Below are 18374 nucleotides of genomic sequence, written 5' to 3' on the forward strand. Positions count from 1 at the left end.
GCCATGGTGGAGTGCCGGCCGCTGGGCGGCAACCCGGCGTGGGGTCCAGCGTTCATGCGCCGGGTCACGGCGTCTGCAGCAGCAGCGAATGCAGGATGCGGGCGTCTTCGGCGTCCAGCGTCTTCGGCAGGTCGTCGCTGCCGCGGAAGCGGCGATGGAAGGCAGCGACGGCCGCTTCGCGATCCTCCATCGGGTAGCCGAAGCGGGCCATCGCATTCCAGGCGTCAAACCCTTCCGGTGCGGGGCCGTCGCTGGCACGCGGCCATACGCCGAAGCCGGCTTCGGCCAGCTGCTGCCATGGGAAGAAGCGGCTGGGGTCGGCCTTGCGCGTCGGCGCGAGATCGGCGTGGCCGATCACCTGCCGCGGCGGAATGTTCAGGCGCTCGGTGAGGTCACGCAGCAGCAGGATCAGCGATGCGATCTGCGCCTGCGTGAACGGCGTGCTGCCGTTGTTGTCCAGCTCGATGCCGATGGAGGCCGAGTTGAGATCGGTGATGGTGCCCCAGCGGCCGGAACCTGCGTGCCAGGCGCGGCGCTCGTCGCTGACCAGCTGGTAGCGGTGGCCATCGGCACCGATGAGGTAATGCGCACTGACCCGGCCGCCGCTGTTGGCGGTACGCAGCGTGTGCAGGCTCTGCTGCACCGAATCCTGTTCGGTGTGGTGGATGACGATGATGACCGGATCGCGTGCGTTCTGGTTTGACGAAGGTACCCAGGTCGCCAGCGGGTTGCGGCTTTCCTGCGGCACGGAAGCACAGGCGGCCAGCAGCAGGCAGGCCGAGAGCATCAGGGGGGTGCGGATCGGGTGCATGCGTTTGATTGTGCGCGATCGCGCGCGACGGTGCATGACGCGGTACCGACCAACGGTCGGAACCCACCCCGTCAAAGCGGAGTGCCGACCCAGGGTCGGCACCCACCAGGGCAAAAGGCTGCCCGTCGTTACCTCAGGCCTCGTAGGCCGATTCGCCGTGCGAGGTGACATCCAGGCCGGTACGCTCGGCCTCTTCGGTCACGCGCAGGCCGACCACCACCTTCACCAGCAGCAGGATGGCCGCGGTGACCACCGCCGACCAGACCACGGTGAGGCCGACGCTGACCACCTGCACCCACACCTGGTGGCCGATATCCAGATCGGCCTTGGTGCCGCCCAGCGACTGCGCGCTGAACACACCGGTGAGGATGGCACCGACGATGCCGCCGACGCCGTGCACACCGAACACGTCGGCGGTGTCGTCCACCTTCAGCAGGCGCTTCAGGCCGGTAACGCCCCACACGCAGACCACGCCGGCGACCAAACCGATGACGATGGCGCCCAGCGGGCCCACGGTGCCGCAGGCCGGAGTGATGCCGACCAGGCCGGCCACCGCACCCGACGCTGCGCCCAGCGCCGACGGCTTGCCCTTGGTGATCGCTTCGGTGAGCGTCCAGCCCAGCACCGCCGCAGCCGTGGCCAGCACGGTGTTGAGGAAGGCCAGCGAGGCCACGGTGTCGGCCGCTGCCGCCGAGCCGGCGTTGAAGCCGAACCAGCCCACCCACAGCAGCATCGCGCCAATGTAGGTGAACGGCACGTTGTGCGGCTTCAGCGCGGTCTGGCCATAGCCCAGGCGCTTGCCGACGAACCACGCGGCGACCAGGCCCGCGACGCCCGCGTTGATATGCACCACGGTGCCACCAGCGAAGTCGATCGCCCCCATTTCACCCAGGTAACCGCCGCCCCAGACGATGTGGGCCATCGGGATGTAGCTGAGGGTGAACCACAGCGCGGAGAACAGCAGCACCGCGCGGAACTTGATGCGTTCGGCGAAGGCGCCGACGATCAGCGCGGTGGTGATGCCTGCAAACGTCGACTGGAAGGCGACGAACAGATAGTCCGGCAGGCCCTTGATCGGCGTGTTGCCCACCGAGTCGGGGGTGAAGCCCTTGAGGAAGGCGAACTCGGTGAACGAGCCGAAGAACGGATTGCCCGTGCTGAACACCGCGCTGTAGCCGTAGGCCACCCACAGCAGCAGCACCAGCGAGAACACCACCAGGATCTGGCTGAGCACCGACAGCACGTTCTTCGAGCGCACCAGGCCGCCGTAGAACAGGGCCAGGCCCGGTACCACCATCAGCAGCACGAGCAGGGTGGAGGTGAGCATCCAGGCCACGTCGCCGTGGTCGAAGGCCGGCGCTGCGGCTTCTGCGGCCACCGGTGCCGCCGCTACCGGTGCCTGCAGCGGCTCGACCGCGACGGTTTCGCTGGGCAGCGGCGAGACCTGGGCCTGGGCGTTCGCAGTGCCCGGCCAGGCACCGGCGGCGAGCGCGCTGAGCAGCATCAACAGCCACACGACATGGAACCGGGCTTGCCACCCGGTGAGAAGGCGCATCTTCATGGGGGGAATCTCCGGAAAGGGGTTACAGCGCGTCGGCACCGATTTCGCCGGTGCGGATACGGATGACCTGCTCGACGGCAGTGACGAAGATCTTGCCGTCGCCGATCTTGCCGGTGCCTGCCGATGATTGGATCGCTTCGATCACCGCGTCGGCACGCTCGTCGGTGACCACGGTTTCGATCTTGATCTTGGGCAGGAAGTCGACGACGTACTCTGCGCCGCGATACAGCTCGGTGTGGCCCTTCTGGCGGCCGAAGCCTTTCACTTCGGTCACGGTGATGCCCGACACGCCTGCGTCGGACAGGGCCTCGCGGACCTCGTCGAGCTTGAACGGCCGGATGATGGCGGAGATCAGTTTCATGCGCATGTCCCGATGGTGGATGGGGCCAGCGCGCAGACGCGCGTTGGCATCAGGCAACCACGGGCCATCAGGGTGATGGCCGTGGCTGTTGCACCGGACACGTACTGGGCCGGGACGGCCGTGCCTCTCTCCTTGCACGACCGACGCGGGAGGGAGGGCGGCCCTGGTCGCGTATCCGGTCTTTCTCTTGCCCCTGGAAAAGCGGATTGAAGTTCAGCGGACTAACAGTCCGCTCTACCACCGTCCGCTCTACAACGGCGGGCCTGCGCCCGCCTCGCGGCTCCCCAGCCGCGAAAACGGAAGCGACGGCGGCGGGTGGGAGGGGGAAGCCCGCCGCCATCGCATCCGGTCAGCTGGCGTAGTACAGCTGGTACTCCAGCGGGTGGGTGGCCGCGCGGAACTTGGTCACTTCCTGCATCTTCAGCGCGATGTAGCCGTCGATGAAGTCATCGCTCATCACGCCACCGGCCTTCAGGAACTCGCGGTCCTTGTCCAGCGCTTCCAGGGCCTGGTCCAGCGAGGAGCAGACCTGCGGGATCAGCTTCTCTTCTTCCGGCGGCAGGTCATACAGGTCCTTGTCGCTCGGTGCGCCCGGGTCGATCTGGTTCTTGATGCCGTCCAGGCCGGCCATCATCAGCGCGGTGAAGGTCAGGTAGCCCGACTGGATCGGATCGGGGAAGCGCATTTCGATGCGGCGTGCCTTCGGGTTGGACACCCACGGAATGCGGCACGAGGCCGAACGGTTGCGGGCCGAGTAGGCCAGCATCACCGGGGCTTCGAAGCCCGGCACCAGGCGCTTGTAGCTGTTGGTGCCCGAGTTGGCGAAGGCGTTGATGGCCTTGGCGTGCTTGAAGATGCCGCCGATGTACCAGAGCGCCAGCTGGCTCAGGCCGCCGTAGCCGTCACCGGAGAACAGGTTGGTGCCGCCCTTGGACAGCGACTGGTGCACGTGCATGCCGCTGCCGTTGTCGCCGACGATCGGCTTGGGCATGAAGGTGACGGTCTTGCCGTTGCGGTGCGCGACGTTCTTGATGACGTACTTCATGCGCAGCAGTTCGTCGGCCTTCTGCACCAGGGTGCTGAACTTGGTGCCGATCTCGCACTGGCCGGCGGTGGCCACTTCGTGGTGCTGCACTTCCACTTCGATGCCGACCTGTTCCAGCGTCTTGCACATTTCAGCGCGCAGGTCGTGCAGGGTGTCGGTCGGCGGAACGGGGAAGTAACCGCCCTTCACGCCCGGACGGTAGCCGCTGTTGGCGCCGTCGTACTTGGCACCGCTGTTCCAGGCGGCTTCTTCGGAGTCGACCTTGAAGAAGGTGTTGCCCATTTCATTGGCGAAACGGACCGAGTCGAAGATGAAGAATTCCGGCTCCGGGCCGAAGAACGCGGTTTCGGCGATGCCGGAGGACTTCAGGTAGGCTTCGGCGCGCTTGGCGATGCCGCGCGGGCAACGGCCATAGGCCTGCATGGTGGCCGGGTCGAGGATGTCGCAGCTGATCACGATGGTCGGATCGGCGTAGAACGGGTCGACGTAGGCGCTGGACGGATCCGGCAGCAGCACCATGTCCGACTCGTTGATGCCTTTCCAGCCGGCGATCGAGCTGCCATCGAACATCTTGCCTTCTTCGAACAGCGACGGCTCGACGATGCTGACCGGGAAGGTGACGTGCTGCTCGACGCCACGCATGTCCACGAAACGCAGATCGACGAATTCGATCTGGTTGTCCTTGATCAGCTTCTCAACGTTTTCCACGGACATCGGTACGACCTCGGATGGGGATGAATGCCTGCTGAGGTACAGCAACGACCGTGCCAACTTTTTGCGGACTGCAAGTCATTGATTTCAAAAAGGCCGCCCCGTGCCGGTGCAGAACAGGCCGCACCAAACAGGTGCGCCGACGGCCAGACGCACCCGTTTGGTGCAGCAGGGATCGTCTATCCTCTCGACCTTCTTCCTTCCGCCGCGCGTGCACGCACCGTCCATGTCCGACCTGCTCTCCGCCCTGTTGCTGGGCATCCTCGAAGGCTTGACCGAATTCCTGCCGATCTCCAGCACCGGCCACCTGCTCATCGCCCAGCATTGGCTGGGTGCCCGTTCGGACTTCTTCAACATCGTCATCCAGGCCGGCGCGATCGTGGCCGTCGTGCTGGTGTTCCGCCAGCGCCTGCTGCAGCTGGCCACCGGCTTCGGCCAGCGCGAGAACCGCGAGTACGTGTTCAAGCTGGGCGCGGCCTTCCTGGTCACCGCCGTGGTCGGCCTGGTGGTGCGCAAGGCCGGCTGGTCGCTGCCGGAGACGGTCAGCCCGGTGGCCTGGGCACTGATCATCGGTGGCCTCTGGATGCTGCTGGTGGAGGCCTACACCGCGCGCCTGCCCGACCGCGACCAGGTGACCTGGACGGTGGCGATCGGTGTGGGCCTGGCGCAGGTCGTGGCCGGCGTGTTCCCCGGCACCTCGCGCTCGGCTTCGGCCATCTTCCTGGCCATGCTGCTGGGCCTGAGCCGCCGCGCGGCCGCCGCTGAGTTCGTGTTCCTGGTCGGCATTCCCACCATGTTCGCCGCCAGCGCCTACACCTTCCTGGAAATGGCCAAGGCTGGTCAGCTGGGCAGCGAGAACTGGACCGACGTGGGCGTGGCCTTCCTTGCCGCGGCCGTCACCGGCTTCGTCGTAGTGAAGTGGCTGATGGGCTACATCAAGTCGCACAGGTTCACCGCCTTCGCCATTTACCGCATCGCGCTGGGCGCAGCGCTGCTGCTGTGGTTGCCGTCCGGCAGCTGAACGGCGCCGGCGCATGGCAACCCCGTTGTCGGCCCTACCCCGTTTCCCCCACGGTTCCCCAAGGAGACTCACCATGAACCGCAAGCTCACCCTGCTCCTCCCGCTGGCCCTGATGGCCGCCTGCAGCCAGACCCCGGCCCCGGCCGGCACCGGCGGCGACGACGTGGCCCCGGCCGCGGCCAAGGCAGCAGACCAGCAGACGCTGGCGCACCTGGATGCGCAGCGCCTGCAGAGCCAGCACTGGCTGCTGCGGCAGGCCACCGGCGCCGATGGCAAGCGCATCGACGCGCTGTTCGCCCGTGAAGACAAGCCGGTCACCCTGGACTTCGCCGATGGTCGCCTGTCGGTGAGCAACACCTGCAACCACCTCGGCGGTGGCTACACCCTGGAGAACGGCACGCTGAAGGTGGGCGCGATGGCGTCGACCATGATGGCCTGCACCGACAAGGCGCTGATGGCGCTGGACGAGGCCGTGTCGAGCCGCCTGCAGGGCGATCTGAAGGCCACCCAGGATGCCGACGGCAAGCTGACCCTGACCACCGCCAAGGGCGACGTGCTGGTGTTCAACCCGGAACCCACCGCTGAAACCCGCTATGGCGGCGCCGGCGAAACCGTGTTCCTGGAAGTGGCTGCCAAGACCCAGAAGTGCTCGCACCCGCTGATCCCGGACTACCAGTGCCTGCAGGTGCGTGAGGTGAAGTTCGACGACAAGGGCCTGAAGCAGGGCGAGCCGGGCAAGTTCGAGAGCTTCTACGGCACCATCGAGGGCTACACCCACGAAGACGGCGTGCGCAACGTGGTGCGCGTGAAGCGCTACGAAGTGAAGAACCCGCCGGCCGATGCGCCGTCGCAGGCGTACGTGCTGGACATGGTGGTCGAGTCGGCCATCGAGAAGAAATAAAACGATGGAAGGGCGGCCGAAAGGCCGCCCTTCTTCATTGTGCGTTGTAGAGCCGAGCCCATGCTCGGCTGCTGTCTATCGGGAAAAGCAGCCGAGCATGGGCTCGGCTCTACAGAAGCACATTGCCCGCTCAGGCCAATGCGGGGTTCAAGGTGTAGGTACCGTGCAGCGCCGCTTCGGCCAGTACGTGGCCGTGCATGGCGCGGTACGCGTCGGCGGCGGTGAAGCGCTGCGGCAGGTCCAGCGACGCCACGTCCAGCGCGAACACCCGGAAGAAATAGCGGTGCACGCGCTCGTCGTTGAACGGCGGGTACGGGCCGTCGTAGCCCAGGTAGTCACCGGCCATGTCCGGGTTGCCCGCGAACCAGCCGGTGAAGTCGTTCAGGCCCTGGCGGCTGCCGGCCGGACCGGCCGGTGCGCTCTTGCCCTTCACCACGAAGCCGTCGCTGCAGCTGCCCGCGGCGATCTCCTGCACCGTGGCCGGGATATCGGCCATCACCCAGTGCACGAAGTCGCAGCGCGGCTGGTCGCGCGGCACCGTCATGTCATTGCGCCCGACCGTTTCGGGCACGGTCGGCACGTCCGGGTCCACGCACACCAGCAGGAACGAACGGGTTCCGGTCGGCACCCCGCTCCAGGCCAGGTGCGGGTTGCGGTCCGGGGCGAAGCCGTCGGCATCGCCCGCGGCGAACTCCTGGTTGATCGGCGTGCCGTTGCTCAGGCTGTGACTGGTCAGCTGCATCAGACTCTCCTCACTCTTCCGGGTAACCCAGGCGCACCGCAACCGGGGTGAGCTGGGCGAAGGCGGCGCTCATCACGTCGCGGTAGTTGCGCCAGTGGCCGGCCGGCAGGCGCGGGGCGCCCAGCTGCGCCGCCGGCGGCATCGGCCGCTCGAACAAACGGCCCAGCAGTTCGGCCATCGCCTGCGGATCGTTGCCGATCTCATCAATGCGCAGCAGCACGTGCGGGTACAGGTCCTCCTCGTGCAGCGTCGCGATCTGGTTCAGCGCACGGGTCAGCCATTCGCTGGCTTCGGCCAGCGAGGTCATCGCCAGCGGTGCGGCAGCGCCGTAGGCCACCCAGTCCAGCAGCATGTCACGCGGGTCGCGCAGCACCAGCACCAGGCGGCCCTGCGGCAGCTGCGGGCGCAGCGCCCACAGCAGGGCGTTGTCCCACCACAGCAGCCAGTCGATCACGGTGTCGCTCTGCAGGCCACGTGCCGGCAGCTGCTCGCGCCAGCGCTGCACCAGCCGCTCCGACGTCAGCACGCCCGACGCCAGGTCCTGCAGCGTGTTGTAGTTCTGGAACGCATCGTCGGGCGGCGTGTTGGTATAGCGGTCGCTGCGCAGCACCGGGCTGGCCGCGGCCAGGCCGGTCGCCACGCGCTCCACGCCCGAACCCGGCGCACCCCAGAGGAAGATCGGCGCGGAGCTGACATCGCCATCGATGCTGCCCTTGTCCGGCCAGCTGGGCGGGGACTTGGCCTGCGGCGGCAGCGGCAGGCGCTGCGGGGCCTGGTCGGCCTGCAGCGACAGCCACGTGCGCAGGGCATCCTGCGGCTGTCCGGCACGGTCCTGGATCTCGCCCATCCACGTGCGCAGGTCGGCACGCTGGTTTTCAGGCGCCTGCTCGATCAGGGCCTGTATGCGGGCCACGGCGGCGGCCGGATCACGCTGCAGCAGGCCCTCGACCAACCGGCTTTCGCCACTGACGCGGCCCGGTTCCAGGCTGACGATGCGCTCGGCAATCGCTTCGGCCTGTGCGTGTTCGCCGACCATGTCGTGCAGGCGCAGGCGCGCCTCCAGGGCCGGCAGATGCGTCGGCATCGCGGCCATCCAGCGCTCGACCGTGGCCACCGCGCTTTCACCGCCCACCTGCTCGATGGCCAGTCGCGCCAGCCACAGGTCATGCAGCTGGTCGTGGGTTTCCAGCGCGGCATCCAGCCGCGCGCGCGCCTCGTCCTCACGGCCGAGACGCTGCCAGGACATCAGCAGCAGCTGCAGCACCTGGCGGTCTTCGGGCTGCGCGTCCAGGAGCGGCAGCAGGTACTCCAGCGCCTGCAGCGGCTGGCCATTGCGCAGCGACAGCTCGCCGGCCAGGCGGCGCATCGCCGGGACGTCCATCTCCGGCTGCTGCAGCGCCACCTGTATCGCTTCGGCGGCGGCCGCCACGTTGCCCTGGCGCAGGGCCAGCTGCACGACCAGGCCATGCAGCGAAGACAGCGACGGGTTGAGTTCCAGCACGCGGCGGAACGACTGCTCGGCAAACGCCAGCATGTCCTTGCCAAGGTAGGCAAAGCCCAGCGCGTACAGCACGCGGGTATCGTCCGGCAGCGCCTTGCTGGCCGCCGACAGCAGTGCCAGCGCGCGGTCGGCATCGCCACGGCGCAGCGCGACCATGCCGTCGATGGTCAGCAGTTCCGGATGGTCCGGCTCCACGCGCGCGGCCAGCGTCGAGATGCGCTGCGCTTCATCGAAGTCGTTGCGGCCGATCGCCAGATGCGCCTGCATCAGGTAGGCGTTGAAGGAATTCGGATCGAGACCGGTGGTGCGTGCCAGTGCCGCGTCTACGCCGTCGAACTGGCGCAGGGCCATCAGCAGGCCGGCGTGCTGAAGGTGCAGCTGGGCATCGTCCGGGGCCAGTCGCAGCGCCTGCTGCAGGGCGTCCATTGCGTCCTCGGCGTTGCCCTGCTGCTGCAGCGCAAGCGCCAGCCAGCGGTGGGCATTGGCCAGGCCGGGTTCGTCATGGGTCCACGCCTGGGCCAGCTGCACGGCCTGGTCGGCCTGGTTCTGGCGCAACGCTTGGATGATCTGGTCTTGCATGGCAGTCCGGTTCAAGTGCAAACCCGCATTGTAGCGGGCTGCGCGCCGGTGCCGGTTCAGGCCTGCAGCACCCGCTGCAGGCGCTGCGCCACCCAGCGCTCGGAGAAGCCGTCGCCGCGCCAGTTCTCGATGAACCCGCAGTGGCCGCCCCAGCAGGCGGTTTCCAGGTGCGCCTGGCGCGGCAGCTGCCAGTTGCTGAAGGTGGCGTACGGAATCACCGGGTCATCCTGTGCCATCAGGATGTCGGCCGGTACCTGCAGGGCCGACAGGCGGTCACCGGCAATCGAGTAGCCGTCGAAATAGGCCTGCAGCGAACCGAAGCTGGTGTGGCGCTCGACCAGCCAGGCGGTCAGCGCGCGGATGTCCAGCTTCAGCACGCGGTCGTCGCAGTCGCTCAACTCGGGGAACAGGTCACGCTTGCGGCGCAGCGAACCGGCCCACTTGCGGCGGAAGTACCAGTCGTACATCGCCGGGCCGTTCTCGATGCTCTCCATGGTCAGCGCCGGGTCCAGCACCGGGCACACCGAGGCCACGCGCTGCAGCGGCACGCCGGCAGCCGGCGCGCGCAGGGCCAGGCGCAGTACGAAGTTGCCCCCCAGCGAATAGCCGGCGGCCACCAGCGGCAGCTGCGGCCAGCGCCGGGCGATATCGCCCGCGGCATGCACCACTTCGTCGATCAGGTTGGAGTGGAAGATGCCGCGATTGAGATGATGGGTGTTGCCGTGGTCGCGGAAGTTCAGCCGCACTACGTCGAAGCCCTGTTCCAGCATGCGCGCGGCGGCCATGCGCATGTAGCTGGATTCGGCACTGCCTTCCCAGCCATGCAGCAGCAGGGCCATGCCCTGCGGCTCGCGGCCCTCGACATGGCTGTGCCAGCCCTGCAGGCGCACGCCGTCGCCGCCATCGAGGATCAGCTCCTCGCTGACTGCACCGGTGGCGGCCAGCAGCAGCAGGCCACGCTGCAGGCGCATGCGGCTGGAGCTGAGCATCGACTGCAGGTGGGGATTGCGCAGCCAGCGCGGTGGCTGATAGTCAGCCGCGTGCAGCGTCGGCGTGCCGGCGTCCAGGACAGGTGGCGGGATCAGGGCCACCGCCGTCTCACCCGGCGCTCATGGCCGCCACGATGCGCGCGCGCGAGGTTTCCGCGATGCGCCGACGGCCTTCCAGGTCCTGTGCACCGATCGGTGCCAGGAAGTGCACTTCCGCACGACGCGCCGGCTCACCGAGCAGGCGCAGGAAATTGGCGAAGAAGCTCTCGCCGGGGCCGAACGCGACGATGGTCTGCGCGTCGCCCTTCACTCCGTACACCAGCGCCACCGGCTGCACCGGCACGCCGGTCTCGACCGCGGCCTGGAAGATGCGCGCGTGGAACGGGCCCACTTCGTGGCCGCCGCGGGTGCGGCCTTCCGGGAACACGCCCACCGCCTTGCCGTCGCGCAGGCGATCAGCCATCACCTGCATCACGCCACCGAGCGATTCGGTGTTGCCACGCTGGTGGAAGATGGTCTGGCCGCGCGCGGCGAGCCAACCGACCAGCGGCCAGCTGGCGATCTCGCGCTTGGCGACGAAGCCCATCATGCGCTGGCTGTGCAGGATGCAGATGTCGACCCAGCTGACGTGGTTGGCCACGAACAGCACGGCGCCGGGCAGCGGTGTGCCGATCTGCACCAGGCGGAAGCCGAAGATCCACATCAGCCCGCCCTGCCACCAGTTGACCACCTTGGCACCCAAGGTCGCCTCGCCCACGCGCAGTTCGCCCCACGGCGGAAGCATGCCGATCAGGATGAGCGGCAGGAACACGATGATGTGGACCAACAGCAGCGGTACGCGGTACAGGTAACGGCACACACGCGCCACGCCGCCACGGGGGGCCGGAGTGGGGGAAGTCATCCGCGCACGATACCGGAGGGCCGTCATCGCTGCCAGCCGATTTAGGCCATAAGAGCGATCGACCGGGGCAATCGGCGGGGAACGCTGGGTTCCGCCGCCGGCAACGAACCCCGGGGGCTCAGCCGTGGCCGGCAGCCACCACCGCCAGGGTCAGCCGCGAGATGCATACCAGGCGGCCCTGCTCGTCCTCGATGCGGATCTCCCACAACTGGGTGCTGCGGCCGACGTGCAGCGCGCGGGCGGTGCCGGTGACCGTGCCCGAGCGGACGGCACGCACGTGGTTGGCGTTGATTTCCAGGCCCACGCAGACCTGCTTGCCGGTATCCACGCACAGGTTGCCGGCGCTGCTGCCCAGGGTCTCGGCCAGCACCACCGAGGCGCCGCCGTGCAGGATGCCGTAGGGCTGGCGGGTGCGCTCGTCCACCGGCATGGTGGCCTGCAGCCAGTCCTCGCCGACGGCGCTGAAGACGATGCCCAGGGATTCAATCGCCGTGTTGCGGCTGAGCGCGTTGAGCTGCTCGATGGAAACGGCTTCGCGGAAGACCTGGGTCATGCGGGTACCTTCAGAGGATGGGAACAAGGCCGGCGCCGAATGCAGTCAGCATGCGCACCAGCAGCCACTTCGGGCCGACGTTGACTTCGGGGAAATCGCCTACGGCGACGTAGCAGGTGTGGAACGCCGGGTCCTGCCGCGGCAGCGGCTGCGGGCAGTCCGGGCCGGGTTTGAACTCGTAGTCGGTGGCGTAGCGCCACGGCCAGAAATCAAGGATGGGCAGCGCTTCGGAGGCCTTGCCGACGCTGTAGTTCAGCCCCGACAGCACCGGCGGCTTGGCCCGCGGCGCCACTGTCCACGAGTTCTGCGGGTGGGTATCGCGCAGGATGCTCTCGGCCAGCTGCTCGGCGAAGACCGGATCGTCGATGATCACCGCGCCTTCGGTGTTGTAGTTCTCGCTGCGCGGATCGAAGTTGTGGGTGCCGACCACGCCGATGCGGCGATCGACCACCAGCGATTTCGCATGCAGGCCCATGCGCGCACCCTTGCGGGTGACCGGCAGCGGCTTGTTGACCGCCTTGCTGCCAAGGAAGGACGGCCGCGTCTCGGTACGCAGCAGGCGTGTTTCCACTTCACTGCCGGCGGCGCGGCGGCGCTCGCGGGCGTTCTGGTAGGCGCTGCCGGTACGCGGATGGTTCACCGGGCCGCGCTTGTCCCTCGCGCTCGAACCGCCATCGCTGCCACCGCGCGCATTGCTGCCGGCGGCACTGCCTCCCAGCAACGGATTGCGCCCACCCTCGTCCTCACCGCCGGGCGCGGCGATGGGGTCGGGCAGCAGATTGCGGTAGTCGACCGGCGCATCCAGCGGGAACGGCTTGTATTCGAAGATGTTGAAGCCCAGTTCACGCATGTTGCGCCGCTTGTACTTGTACGACAGCGCATACACGATCGGGTTGTCGGTGGCCGCCAGGCTGTTGCTGGACACCACCACGCGCGGTGGCTGCGGCCGCTTGCGCAGCTCGCGGAACAGCTTCTGCGCCGGCTTGGACAGCACCAGGTACGGCGTCTGCAGGATCACTTCCTTCTGCGCACTGGCGATCAGCGCGTCCAGTTGCGGCTCGGTCACATGCTGGCCGGCCAGCGGCGCATCGGCCTTCTCGCGGCGATGCTTGCGTGGCAGGTCGGCCACATAGCGCACCGACGCCACCGGCAGCGCGGTATCGACGAAGGAACGGGTGACGAACTCGGTGTCGTTGGCTTCGGCACTGACCCGCTGTACCCGTTCCGGGCGCCGGAAGGTGGCCGGCGGCAGGGTCGGCACGCCGTCGCGCAGCAGGGTGCGGCCGACATCGTTGAGGCGTTCGGCCGGGACGCTGCGGTGGGCACGCCAGAAGGCATCGAAGTTGGCCGCCATCGCGCGCGCTTCCGGGCCGGCGATCAGCACGTCGCGGTCGCGGAAGTTGTACTCGCGATCCCAGTCGTAATAGTCGTCCTGGTAGTTGCGGCCACCGACCACGCCGATCGCATCGTCGATCACCAGCAGCTTGTTGTGCATGCGCTGGTTGAAGCGGCGGAAGCAGCACAGCACGCTGCCGGCGTAGTCGAAGTAGTTCAGCCGGGCCTTGCCGAAGGTCGGGTTGTAGACGCGAAGCTGGAAATTCTCGTGGGCGCCGGACAACGCACCGAGGATCTGCAGGTCGGAGATCGCCGAAAGCTGGTCGATCAGCACCCGCACCTTCACCCCGCGGCGCGATGCGGCCAGCAGTTCATCGATGACCAGCCGGGCACTGTCGTCCTTGTCGAAGATGTAGGTCTGCAGGTCGATGCTGCGGGTCGCGCTGCGCAGCAGGTTCAGGCGCGCCACCAGGGCACCCTCGCCCTCGTCCAGCAGGGTCGCGTAGTGGCGTGGCCGTTCCGGGGTGGATTCGGTGAACGCGCGCCCCGCCAGCGCCCGCAGCGGTGAGTCCTGTGCACAACGGTCGGCGCGCTGGCAGTCGACCACGGTCGAGCGCGCCTGCACGGCGATCGTCTCGGCGCGGTCGCGCTCGGCCTGCGACAGCGATGCACACCCGCTGCCCAGCAACACGGTTGCCAGTGCCAGTAGACGCAGCAGTAGGTTCACGGTTTCGGCGCCTCGCTCAGGCGCGCACGCAATACGAAGGTCACTCGGTCACTCAAGGCTAGCTGCCAGCTGTCCATGCCGTACCGGCCTCGCTGCACGGTACCGCGGCTGACGACGTCGCAATCATAGCCGGGACGGGCACAGTCCGCTTTCTCGACCCTGAGTTTCTCGGGGTGGCTGATCCCGCGCAGGGTCAGCCGGCCATCGATATCGCCCCCGTTCTCCACGGTCTCCGGCCAGTACGGCAGCGAGTCGAACTCGACCACCGGATGGCGGCCGGCATCAAAGAACTCTTCGCCGCGCATCCAGCCGGTGTAGCGCGACTTGCCGGGAATCTCGACCGAGCGCGTGAACATCTTCAGGTGCACCTGGTGGCGGCCATCGGACAGGATCTCGATGCGGCCCTCGAAGTGCGGGAACACGCCCTCGATGCGCTGCCCGAAGCGGGTACGCACCTCGAAGCCGATCTGCGAACGCTGGACGTCCAGGCGCAGTACATGGTGCGCTTCGGCGACCACGGGCGGCAGCGGCGTCGGTGCAGGCACGGCAGCCCAGGCCGGGCCGAGCGCCAGCAGCGCGGGCAGCAGATAGCGGCTGCGCCGCGCCCGGCTCATCGGATCACGGCCACCAGAACGCGTTCAGGCTGGCCACGCCCGGTTCGATCGAGGCCTCACGCGGGAAGCCGAGCACGGCGATGCCGGCCGGCGGCATGCCGCGGTAATCGCTGCTGGTGCCCTCGGTCATCAACGCCACCAGGCGCTCCAGGCCGGGGTTGTGGCCGACGATCAGTACCCGGTCGAGATCACGACGGTCGTCCACCAATGCCGCCAGGGTGCCGGGGGTGGCTTCGTAGATGCGGTCTTCCAGGCGCTTTTCCACGTAACCGATGGTGCCGAGCACGGCTTCCAGGGTTTCGCGGGTACGCCGCGCCGGTGAACACAGCACGCAGTCCGGCAGAAGGTTGTTTTCCTTCAGCCACTTGCCGGCGGCTTCGGCTTCGGCCAGCCCGACCGGCGACAGCGGCCGGTCAAGGTCGGCCTGGCCGGGGGTTGCCGGTTCGGCATGGGCATGGCGCAGCAGGATCAATTCACGCATCGCGGGTTTCCATGAAGAAGAGGATGCAGCAGAAAGAGTGACGCAGGCATCAAAGCTTGAGCCAGGACAGCAGCGGCTCCCAGTCGGCCTGGTGTTCGCGCACCTGGGCGGAGCGGTAGTCGAACAGGCTGCGGCCGAGGCCGGTCATGACCACGTAGCTCTGGCTGTCGCGCAGCTGCGCCACCACCGGGTACGGCCATTCGGCCAGCATCTGCAGTGCCTGCTGCGAGGTCTGGGTCCAGGGCTTGGTGCGGTTCAGGACCAGCCCCACCGGCAGCTTGCGGCTGTGCACCCGCGGGTTCTGGGCCAGGCTGTTGAGGAAGCCGACGATGGCTTCGATGTCCAGCGCCGAGGGCAGCACCGGCACCACCACCGCGTCGGCAGCGTCAAGGAAATGGGGGATATCGTCGGCCAACGCACCGGCCGGTGCGTCGATGATGACGGTTTCGGTGCCCTCGGGCAGCTTCTGCGCCCACTGTTTCTTCCGATACACGTCGATGGGGAGCACCGCGCTTTCCAGCCCGGCACGCCGTTGCGCCCAGCGGGTGCTGGAGCCCTGCGGGTCGGCATCGGCGATCACCGTGGCCTTGCCCTGCAATGCCGCGTACGCGGCCAGGTGGGTGGCGACGGTGGTCTTGCCCACCCCGCCCTTGGAACCGGCCACCAGGATCGTCTTCATGCCAGCCTCGCTTCCGGGTACGTGCCCCGAGCGTACACCGGCGGTGGTGACGGGAGGTAGCACCGGCTGAACCTGCGGCCATCGCCTTTGCTATCGTGGCGCCCCCGAAGGATCGAACCGGCATGAGCGAGCTGCAGGACCTGAGCGCATTGATACGCGCCAACACCCCCCTGATCGTGATCGAGACCCAGGACGAGGGTCGCATCGTCGACCTGTTCCGGCAGACGCTGATGCACGTATGGCGGGCACTGCACCGGTGGTCGATCACCGAGGGCCTGCGCCGCATCGACCTGGACAGCGAAGACCCGCCGGTCGGGCCACCCGACGCCAGCGCGGCCCTGCAGATGATCCGCCAGGCCGAGCAGCGTGGGGTCTACCTCCTGCTCGATTTTCACCCGTACCTGGGCTACGCCAGCCACCAGCGCGCCCTGCGCGACCTGATCCAGCGCCGCCACAGCGAGCCGCACGTGCTGGTGCTGATCGGTGCCAAGGTGGAGCTGCCGGCCGAGCTGGAAGCGCTGGCGGTGCGTTTCAACCCGCGCCTGCCCGATGCCAACGCCCTGCTGAAGATGCTGCGCGAGGAGGCCGATGCCTACGCCCGCGAACACGGCGGCCGCCGCGTCGAGGTCGACAGCGAGGCGGTGAAGAAGATCCTGAAGAACCTGCAGGGCCTGAGCCTGGTCGATGCCCGGCGTATCGCCCGGCAGCTGATCTATGCCGACGGCGCGCTGCGCGACGACGACCTGCCGCAGCTGGCACGGCTGAAGTTCGAGCTGCTCAACCGCAGCGGGCGTCTGTTCTTCGAGCATGACAGCGCGCGCTTTGGCGATGTGGCCGGGGCCAACCGGCTCAAGCGCTGGATCAACCAGCGGCGGGTGGCCTTCATCGCCGGCTCGGCCCCGGCCGGTCTGGATCCGCCACGCGGCATGCTGCTGCTGGGCGTACAGGGCTGCGGCAAGTCGATGCTGGCCAAGGCCACCGCCGCCGGCTTCGGCGTGCCGTTGCTGCGCTTGGACGTGGGCGCGCTGTACAACAAGTACCACGGCGAAACCGAGGCCAACCTGCGCCAGGCCTTGGCCTCGGCCGAGCAACTGGCACCCTGCGTGCTGTGGATGGACGAAATCGAAAAGGGCCTGGCCAGCGGCGGCGAGGACGGCGGCGTGTCACGCCGCGTGCTGGGCCACCTGCTGACCTGGATGGCCGAGCGCAAGGCGCCGGTGTTCATCGTGGCCACTGCCAACCAGGTGCACGAGCTGCCTGCCGAGCTGCTGCGCAAGGGCCGCTTCGACGAGATCTTTTTCGTCGACCTGCCCTCGCCTGAAGTGCGCGTGGAACTGCTGCGGCTGCACCTGGGCCGGCGCCAGCTCAATGCCGACGACTTCGCGCTGCCCGCGCTGGCGGCGGCCGCCAATGGGTTCTCCGGTGCCGAGATCGAGCAGGCGATCGTGGCCGGGCTGTATGCCGCGCATGCCGAGGGCCGGCCGCTGGATACCGAGTTGCTGATGACGGAGATCCGCGCCACGCGGCCGCTGTCGGTGCTGATGGCCGAGCAGGTGGAGGCGCTGCGGGCGTGGGCGTCGGGGCGGACGGTTTCCGCGGACGATTGAGTTTCCAGCGAACGGCGCAGCCCCTCGTGGTTGCTCGCTGAAGGCGAATGCCCGGTGGGGCCGGGCGGGCAGGCTGCGCAGGGGACGCTGCAAGTACGTCCATGTAAGCTCGATCGCCGCATCCATGCGGCTCACGCCCCTGCGCAGCCTGCCCGCCCGGCCTCTGACAGTTTCCGGGGGCGATCAGCCACGGAAAAGAAAAAAGAAGATCAGAAGCAAAAGCCGGTTGGCCGGCCGCTTTTTGTAGAGCCGAGCCCACGCTCGGCTGCATTTCGATCAGATTTCCAGTATTCGATTCCGATGCAGATTCATCCACGCATGGCGTGGATCTACCGTGTCGACCAAGGTCGACACCTACCAACAGCAGCGTCGAACCGTCAGAGGTGGGGTGGTGTGGGTTGGCAGGACCGTTGGCGCCATGGATGGCGCCATCGAGCCCCCAAGGACGGGTTTACGGCGTGTCCTGCCAACCCACACCGCCCCGCCATCTCTCGGATTGCCCGATGTTGCTGTTGCTTCGGCTGTCGCCTCTGCGGGTGCCGGGTGCAACCCGGCCGAATCCCAACCTCAGGGCCACGCAGGCGGTGCGGCCGCCCAGGCCTGCTGCACCTCGGCCAGCGATGCGCGCTCGTCCTCCCGCCACTGCGGCAGCAATTGCGCATGGTGGGCACTGGTACTCCACTGCGTCGGCTCGGTACGCACGGCAGCGGCATACCACTGCACCGCTTCCTGTTTCTGCCCCATCCGCCACAGCGCCAGCGCATAGGTCGGCGGTACCCAGCTGGGCTTGCTGCGCGCATTGCCTGCCGAAGCCAGCCACTGTTCCAGCGCTGCCTCCGGCTTGCCCTGGCGCAGCAGGGCCCATCCGTAGTTCCAGCGCACGCCGCGACCCACACTGCTCTGCGCGGCTGACTCCTTCAACGCCTCGCCATACAGCTGATCGGCCAGTTCGGCCCGCCCCTGGGCGCTGGCCACCGACGCCAGCTGCACCGTGGCTTCCACCGCACGACGTCCGCGTTCACGCAACTTGACCAGCTGCGCGACCAGATCATCGCCCTCACCCTGCACCACCACCATCGGCGTCGCCGCCAGGTCGCTGTCGAAATAGAACTCCTGCGGTGCCGGCACGGCCGGCGCGGCCCACGTCGTGGCCGCTCCCGAGGCCAGCAGCACGCTGGCCAGGATCTTTCCTGGAACTGACATCCCTTCTCCCCAGGCTGCACGATCGCAGCCTCCCTCTCTTCTCGCCCCGATC

The 18374-nt window shown here is 67.9% G+C and carries 17 protein-coding genes; 3 read left to right on the top strand and 14 right to left on the bottom strand.

Annotated elements, in window-relative coordinates; translation table 11 throughout:
• Window positions 1-64 precede the first annotated feature (64 nt).
• The 4 genes from AC5P8Z_RS14755 to glnA form a co-directional block, all read right to left on the bottom strand.
• Complete coding sequence (locus tag AC5P8Z_RS14755; protein WP_495229392.1) at window positions 65-811, bottom strand: N-acetylmuramoyl-L-alanine amidase; 747 nt, start codon at window positions 809-811, stop codon at window positions 65-67.
• 133 nt (window positions 812-944) lie between these two features.
• Window positions 945-2372: an ammonium transporter gene (locus tag AC5P8Z_RS14760; RefSeq protein ID WP_295565976.1), complete on the bottom strand. Its 1428-nt coding sequence runs from the start codon at window positions 2370-2372 to the stop codon at window positions 945-947.
• A gap of 22 nt (window positions 2373-2394) precedes the next feature.
• Window positions 2395-2733, bottom strand: coding sequence for a P-II family nitrogen regulator (locus AC5P8Z_RS14765; RefSeq protein WP_004134334.1), 339 nt, complete (start codon window positions 2731-2733; stop codon window positions 2395-2397).
• A gap of 349 nt (window positions 2734-3082) precedes the next feature.
• Window positions 3083-4492 (bottom strand): type I glutamate--ammonia ligase, encoded by a 1410-nt coding sequence (glnA, locus tag AC5P8Z_RS14770; RefSeq protein WP_005420964.1) that lies wholly within the window; start codon window positions 4490-4492, stop codon window positions 3083-3085.
• Window positions 4493-4715: 223 nt separating this feature from the next.
• Here glnA and AC5P8Z_RS14775 point away from each other — a divergent pair, with 223 nt between their 5' ends.
• A complete protein-coding gene (locus AC5P8Z_RS14775; RefSeq protein ID WP_286070539.1) occupies window positions 4716-5510 on the top strand; it encodes an undecaprenyl-diphosphate phosphatase in 795 nt (264 codons plus the stop codon).
• Window positions 5511-5583: 73 nt separating this feature from the next.
• Entirely contained in the window at window positions 5584-6411 is an 828-nt protein-coding gene (locus tag AC5P8Z_RS14780; protein ID WP_495229393.1) for an META domain-containing protein, read from the top strand.
• A 130-nt stretch (window positions 6412-6541) separates the two neighbouring features.
• Here AC5P8Z_RS14780 and AC5P8Z_RS14785 read toward each other — a convergent pair whose 3' ends face one another.
• From AC5P8Z_RS14785 to AC5P8Z_RS14825, 9 genes are all read right to left on the bottom strand, one after another.
• The gene (locus tag AC5P8Z_RS14785; RefSeq protein ID WP_286070537.1) at window positions 6542-7153 is read right to left on the bottom strand and encodes a YbhB/YbcL family Raf kinase inhibitor-like protein; all 612 of its coding nucleotides are present in this window, start codon (window positions 7151-7153) and stop codon (window positions 6542-6544) included.
• Between the two features lie 10 nt (window positions 7154-7163).
• Window positions 7164-9233 (bottom strand): tetratricopeptide repeat protein, encoded by a 2070-nt coding sequence (locus AC5P8Z_RS14790; protein ID WP_286070536.1) that lies wholly within the window; start codon window positions 9231-9233, stop codon window positions 7164-7166.
• Between the two features lie 56 nt (window positions 9234-9289).
• Complete coding sequence (locus AC5P8Z_RS14795) at window positions 9290-10279, bottom strand: YheT family hydrolase (RefSeq protein ID WP_286072077.1); 990 nt, start codon at window positions 10277-10279, stop codon at window positions 9290-9292.
• 52 nt (window positions 10280-10331) lie between these two features.
• Window positions 10332-11123, bottom strand: a complete 792-nt coding sequence (locus tag AC5P8Z_RS14800) for a lysophospholipid acyltransferase family protein (RefSeq protein WP_286070535.1) — start codon at window positions 11121-11123, stop codon at window positions 10332-10334.
• A gap of 118 nt (window positions 11124-11241) precedes the next feature.
• Window positions 11242-11676, bottom strand: coding sequence for a hotdog fold thioesterase (locus AC5P8Z_RS14805; protein WP_295565968.1), 435 nt, complete (start codon window positions 11674-11676; stop codon window positions 11242-11244).
• Window positions 11677-11686: 10 nt separating this feature from the next.
• Window positions 11687-13738: a phospholipase D family protein gene (locus AC5P8Z_RS14810; protein ID WP_286070534.1), complete on the bottom strand. Its 2052-nt coding sequence runs from the start codon at window positions 13736-13738 to the stop codon at window positions 11687-11689.
• Window positions 13735-14352, bottom strand: coding sequence for a YceI family protein (locus AC5P8Z_RS14815; RefSeq protein ID WP_286070533.1), 618 nt, complete (start codon window positions 14350-14352; stop codon window positions 13735-13737). The genes AC5P8Z_RS14810 and AC5P8Z_RS14815 overlap by 4 nt, the downstream gene beginning before the upstream one ends.
• Before the next feature lie 4 nt (window positions 14353-14356).
• Window positions 14357-14833, bottom strand: coding sequence for a SixA phosphatase family protein (locus tag AC5P8Z_RS14820; protein ID WP_005407539.1), 477 nt, complete (start codon window positions 14831-14833; stop codon window positions 14357-14359).
• Between the two features lie 49 nt (window positions 14834-14882).
• Window positions 14883-15512 (bottom strand): nucleotide-binding protein, encoded by a 630-nt coding sequence (locus AC5P8Z_RS14825; protein WP_286070532.1) that lies wholly within the window; start codon window positions 15510-15512, stop codon window positions 14883-14885.
• 122 nt (window positions 15513-15634) lie between these two features.
• Between AC5P8Z_RS14825 and AC5P8Z_RS14830 the strand changes: the two genes are divergently transcribed.
• Window positions 15635-17119: an AAA family ATPase gene (locus AC5P8Z_RS14830; protein ID WP_495229394.1), complete on the top strand. Its 1485-nt coding sequence runs from the start codon at window positions 15635-15637 to the stop codon at window positions 17117-17119.
• 567 nt (window positions 17120-17686) lie between these two features.
• On the opposite strand, the gene AC5P8Z_RS14835 is transcribed toward AC5P8Z_RS14830, so the two are convergent.
• Complete coding sequence (locus AC5P8Z_RS14835; protein WP_088023145.1) at window positions 17687-18322, bottom strand: tetratricopeptide repeat protein; 636 nt, start codon at window positions 18320-18322, stop codon at window positions 17687-17689.
• Window positions 18323-18374: the final 52 nt, after the last annotated feature.

It is taken from the genome of Stenotrophomonas sp. YJH_SMC_17 (genome assembly GCF_059371655.1).

Bases quoted from the DNA above. Each gene is read 5' to 3' on its own strand.
- AC5P8Z_RS14755 (WP_495229392.1), bottom strand. From the start codon at position 811: ATGCACCCGATCCGCACCCCCCTGATGCTCTCGGCCTGCCTGCTGCTG.
- AC5P8Z_RS14760 (WP_295565976.1), bottom strand. From the start codon at position 2,372: ATGAAGATGCGCCTTCTCACCGGGTGGCAAGCCCGGTTCCATGTCGTG.
- AC5P8Z_RS14765 (WP_004134334.1), bottom strand. From the start codon at position 2,733: ATGAAACTGATCTCCGCCATCATCCGGCCGTTCAAGCTCGACGAGGTC.
- glnA (WP_005420964.1), bottom strand. From the start codon at position 4,492: ATGTCCGTGGAAAACGTTGAGAAGCTGATCAAGGACAACCAGATCGAA.
- AC5P8Z_RS14775 (WP_286070539.1), top strand. From the start codon at position 4,716: ATGTCCGACCTGCTCTCCGCCCTGTTGCTGGGCATCCTCGAAGGCTTG.
- AC5P8Z_RS14780 (WP_495229393.1), top strand. From the start codon at position 5,584: ATGAACCGCAAGCTCACCCTGCTCCTCCCGCTGGCCCTGATGGCCGCC.
- AC5P8Z_RS14785 (WP_286070537.1), bottom strand. From the start codon at position 7,153: ATGCAGCTGACCAGTCACAGCCTGAGCAACGGCACGCCGATCAACCAG.
- AC5P8Z_RS14790 (WP_286070536.1), bottom strand. From the start codon at position 9,233: ATGCAAGACCAGATCATCCAAGCGTTGCGCCAGAACCAGGCCGACCAG.
- AC5P8Z_RS14800 (WP_286070535.1), bottom strand. From the start codon at position 11,123: ATGACTTCCCCCACTCCGGCCCCCCGTGGCGGCGTGGCGCGTGTGTGC.
- AC5P8Z_RS14805 (WP_295565968.1), bottom strand. From the start codon at position 11,676: ATGACCCAGGTCTTCCGCGAAGCCGTTTCCATCGAGCAGCTCAACGCG.
- AC5P8Z_RS14815 (WP_286070533.1), bottom strand. From the start codon at position 14,352: ATGAGCCGGGCGCGGCGCAGCCGCTATCTGCTGCCCGCGCTGCTGGCG.
- AC5P8Z_RS14820 (WP_005407539.1), bottom strand. From the start codon at position 14,833: ATGCGTGAATTGATCCTGCTGCGCCATGCCCATGCCGAACCGGCAACC.
- AC5P8Z_RS14825 (WP_286070532.1), bottom strand. From the start codon at position 15,512: ATGAAGACGATCCTGGTGGCCGGTTCCAAGGGCGGGGTGGGCAAGACC.
- AC5P8Z_RS14830 (WP_495229394.1), top strand. From the start codon at position 15,635: ATGAGCGAGCTGCAGGACCTGAGCGCATTGATACGCGCCAACACCCCC.
- AC5P8Z_RS14835 (WP_088023145.1), bottom strand. From the start codon at position 18,322: ATGTCAGTTCCAGGAAAGATCCTGGCCAGCGTGCTGCTGGCCTCGGGA.